The organism is Candidatus Cloacimonadota bacterium (assembly GCA_011372345.1).
Taxonomy (GTDB): Bacteria; Cloacimonadota; Cloacimonadia; order Cloacimonadales; family TCS61; genus DRTC01.
The window spans coordinates 1-4,614 of record DRTC01000580.1; the positions used below are offsets into that span (position 1 = coordinate 1).

Sequence of the window (4,614 nt, forward strand, 5' to 3'; positions counted from 1 at the left end):
ATTATAGGGCCAGCTTGATTGATATAAAAAGTGTTTGCCGGCAGCATTGGCAAAAGCAGGCATAACATAAGAAACAGGAAATGTTGTTTCTTCATCCGGCATAAAATCAGGATACATATTATCGTAAACTCCCCAGACATAAGTGTCATTCACAAATGAATAAGAAACTTCGGTTGCTGCGACTATACCGAGAGCACCACTGTTTTGACCACTATAAGTATGACGGTGGAATTTCTCTGCAAAACATTCGGAAGCATTGTGAAAAGCTCCAGTCTGGCAATTTACGGAAAAAATAAAAGGAAGTTCGTTGTTTATGTTGGTCAGAGAATTGATATTAGAAGAGGTGAAATCCGGTTCTCCCCAACCGCTGTAAGAACCGTGATCGCGATGCTGAAGTAAGAAAGAACCATCATTGATAGCATTCACCACATCCGATGCTGTTCCCCCGGAAAATCCACCAAGTTCCTGCGGAGTAGCAGGAATGTAACCAAGCCCGGAGGGTCCGAAATAATTCAAAACAGTGGATGTGTTGGTTGCTGTTGACCAGGGATCGGAAGTGGGACTTCCATCATAAACTGCATTTATTCTGATCGGATTTTTAGAATGCACATTCCTGAAATATCCTCCTACAACTTCCGAACAGATCTGGAACCATCTTTCTGTCTGCCAACCAAGTGCAGTGATGGGATGATCATAAAAATCAGGATTAGTGGGCGGATTGCGTTCATAATCAAGAAATTTGGTGATCATTACTTCTAATTGAGAAGCATCATTCGCTGTTATCCGAGCAAAGGCAATATCCGGAAGATCATTGCCTGTTACATCAGCAAATCGATTATCAGAAGCATAATCCGGATAACCAGCAGGATGAGTATAAAAATGAGATGTTATCCCACTTGTTCCAGTTCCGTAATCAGCAAGCAGAAGTACGGCTGAAGGAGGTATATCCCAGTTATTGTAAGCATTATCAACATAATTCTCAATTGCGGAAACTGTATTTCCACCGATTTCGGTTGTTGTTACTACTCCGGTTCTGATTCCCTGCAAAGTTCTGAAATTTCTGATGGAATCAGCCCAGGCAATAAAAGTCGGATCATCGGGAGTAATAATGATGTATTCATAATCCTCTGTTCTGGAATTGGAAAAAACATTATAATTGATTTCCGGTAAAGAGCTATTATTTAGCAACAGGTTTTTTATGCTCGCATCCCACCATCTGCTTCTTAACCTGTCTTCTCCAAAATAGCCTGTTCCGCCGTTAAATGTTACCTCTATCTTCAAATCTTTGTAAACTATTAATTCTTTAGTAACGGGATTATATTGGAAAGGAGTTATTCCGAGCATCACCACATCGAATCCTCTAATTTTCTGCGTAGAAGATAGAAGCACCGGATTTTCTGGATAATTGGCATTCAAAGAATAAATTGCTTCATTTTTCTGATAAACGAGTGGACCTTTATCTGTATCCAATGGAATTTTCGGAGCAGGAGCAATTTCTATGTTAGAGAAAATTTCGGTACGAGATGAGATGATTTTAAAGGAAGCATCTGCTCCGTTCGGGATAGCGATGAAACGACTTAAACCGGGTAGATCCGGAGCACCTTCGTCGTTTGGTAAGATGGTTCCGGGAAGTTGAATTGTTTTTGCTGTAATTCCATCGATGAATTTTTCTTCGAAATTGAAATTTTTAACCGAGAAAATAATCTCTACACTTGAAGAATTTTCATTTGTAAGATTAAAACCGTTTTCTCCCCAGTTATCTAAATAAGTAATCTCTTGCGAATTCAAATTGAAAGTAATGAATAAACAAGTTAACAGAATTAGAATAACTCCTTTTTTTGATTTTTTCATGTAATCTCCTTTTTATTTTAAAAAAACTTGCCAAATTTTACTAGTTCCCACGCAGGAGCGTGGGAACGAGAGAATCCTGAACATTGAATCCTGAACCTTACTATTTCATCAAGACTTGTTCTGTGAAATGTCGAAGCCTATTTCATCAAGATCATTTTCTTAACAAAGGAAGTCATTTCAGTTTTCATTTTTATGAGATAAGTTCCTGAACCGACATCTTCCATTTGCTCATTTAATCCATTCCAGACAAGGGAATGTTCTCCGGCAGGTAATTCATCATTTACAAGACTTCTGACTTTCTGTCCTTTAATATCGTAAATTTCTATTTTCACATTTGATTTTTCTTTTAGAACGAAACTGATAGTCGTTGTTGGACTGCGTCCGGCTCCTGACGGATTGAAGGGATTGGGAAAATTTCCAACCAGTCTTGTTTTATTTATGCCTAATTCTTCTTCCAACCCGGTTTCACTAACGATCAGTGTTACTGGAACAACAGTCTCATTCCTGATATCATCGTCTATAACGATATTACAAAAATAAGTTCCAGTATCCAAGTTCGAGGTATAAAAACTGACCCTGATCTGGTCGGCTTCTCCTTCAGTCAGTACTCCGGATGAAGAATTCAAATACATCCAACCTGTTTCCGGAGATTGGAAATCGAGACTGATCGTATAATTGATCTCTCCACCACCGATATTTGATAGAAACATATAGTCGGAAGCACTCTCTCCAATAATCATTTCCTGGTTAAATTCCGCAGGATCAACTTCCAATACAGGTGGATTCAATTCCCCGATCTGCGGGAAGAAAATATAATCGATCCAGGCGCAATCTTCTCCGCTATCTCCGCCATTGTATTTAACATATTTCCACTCGAAAATATGATGTCCGAATTCCACCGGAAACACGGATTCGCTCCAATCGATTTCACCGCTCCATTCTTCCTGAACCGCATAATCGATCATGAATTTTAATTTATCATTATTTTCTTCTGAAGAAACTTTTTTCCAAAAACTGATCTCACTATCTTCTACAATATCTAATTCAATTATTAAAGAAGTGAATTGGTTGTTCCCGATTTCACCGGTTCTGGCGGAATATGAACCATTAATGGAATTTGATTCATCAATGAACCAATTTTCAGCTCCGTTAAAGGTCCATTCAAATAAAGAAAAATCTCCGGTTTCAAAGTCTTCGTCAGCAGCGGAAGAGGTTGTGAAGGTCCAGACATCTCCGGTTACTGAACCAAATTCATTAAACGAATCTATGCGCCAGAAATATTGAGTTTCAAAATCGAGAGCCGAATCGAAAACATAAACAGGTTCATAGACTTCTTCACCATTTACAATATCAGTCGGAGGATCATCAGTTCCGAAAAATACCTGGAATGATGTTGCAAGTCCGCCGTCACTATCCTGCCAATTGAGATTTGTGAAAGGTGCAGCATTCATCTCTTCATGGGCAGGATTTGGATTTATAGCCGCATTCGGAGGACTTTCCGGAGGAGTTGTAGCATTAACAGATGCCAGAGCATCTATCCTTCCCGAACCAAAAGTATTGTTTTTAGGAGATTGAGGAACTGCTGCATTTTCCTCGATGATCTGATCGATCTGAGCAGGTGATAATAAATAATTCTTGGAAAGCATCAAAGCCATAACTCCGGCTACACAGGGAGTTGCCATGGAAGTTCCGTCCCAGCCATCTTCATAAGAATGATCACTGGAATATCCGAGCGATTTGATATTCACTCCCGGAGCAGAAATATCCGGTCTGATCAATCCCATTCCCGGATTGTATTCATAATCGTTATAACCTGTTACATCCTGCCAGGTTACGGGACCTCTACTGGAAAAACCGGCAATGTTATCATTGCTGTCTGTTGCTCCCACACAAACAACACCCGAAACTCCTCCTTCCAAGGTTTGATCAGGATGCAACCAGGGTGGAGGAACATCTCCGGGACTTCTAACATTATCAGGAATCGGATAACTCCATTGCTGATTTCCTTCATTTCCGGCAGCGATAGAAGAAATCAATCCGGCAGCGAGAGAATTATTCATACAATCTCGCCAGGCTTGTCTGTTCACACCCCAGGAATGCTGCCAGCCAAGAGACATACTGACAACATCCGCTTCGTGTTCAACAGCAAATTCCATAGCTGACCAGACATCGGATTCATTTCCATTTCCTGTATTATCCAGGACTTTCAAACACATGATCGTCGCATCCGGTGCCATTCCTGTTTGTGAACCGGCAGAACCATCTCCGGCAACAGTTCCGGCACAATGAGTTCCATGACCGTGATCATCCATCGGATTATTATCATTATTCGCAAAATCATAACCATGATATGGATAATCTTCATTTTCCCAAACATGATCCTGCAAATCCTGATGAGTATATCTGACTCCCGTATCGACTACTGCAACCAGAACACCTTCACCTGTAAATCCGAGATCCCAGACATCGTCTGCATTCACATGAGAAACATTCCAGGTTATTTCTCTGCTGGAAGAATTGTCTGTAATGCTTTTTTGCTCCTTAATTTTATAATCGAGGAGCAAATTTCGTTCTTCGTCCCAATCGATACTTTTTATATCTTTTCTTCGGGAAATTCCTTCAATTGCTTCCGGTTTGGCGTAACAATTTATCACATTTGTGATCCATAAAGATTTGAGGTTTTGGATCAAACCTTTATTTTCCGAAGTTTCCAATTGTGCAAGAATTTCTCTTTGAGAATCCCTGCTGAAAGATTTCAACTCA

Annotated in this window: 2 protein-coding genes; both read right to left on the bottom strand. The window is 40.0% G+C overall.

The genetic code is table 11. From position 1 onward, the window contains the following. On the bottom strand, window positions 1-1,851 hold a 1,851-nt coding region (locus ENL20_11135), incomplete at its 3' end, for a hypothetical protein (GenBank protein HHE39105.1). Between the two features lie 137 nt (window positions 1,852-1,988). Next, window positions 1,989-4,614 (bottom strand): T9SS type A sorting domain-containing protein (locus ENL20_11140; GenBank protein HHE39106.1); only part of this gene is annotated, 2,626 nt, incomplete at its 5' end.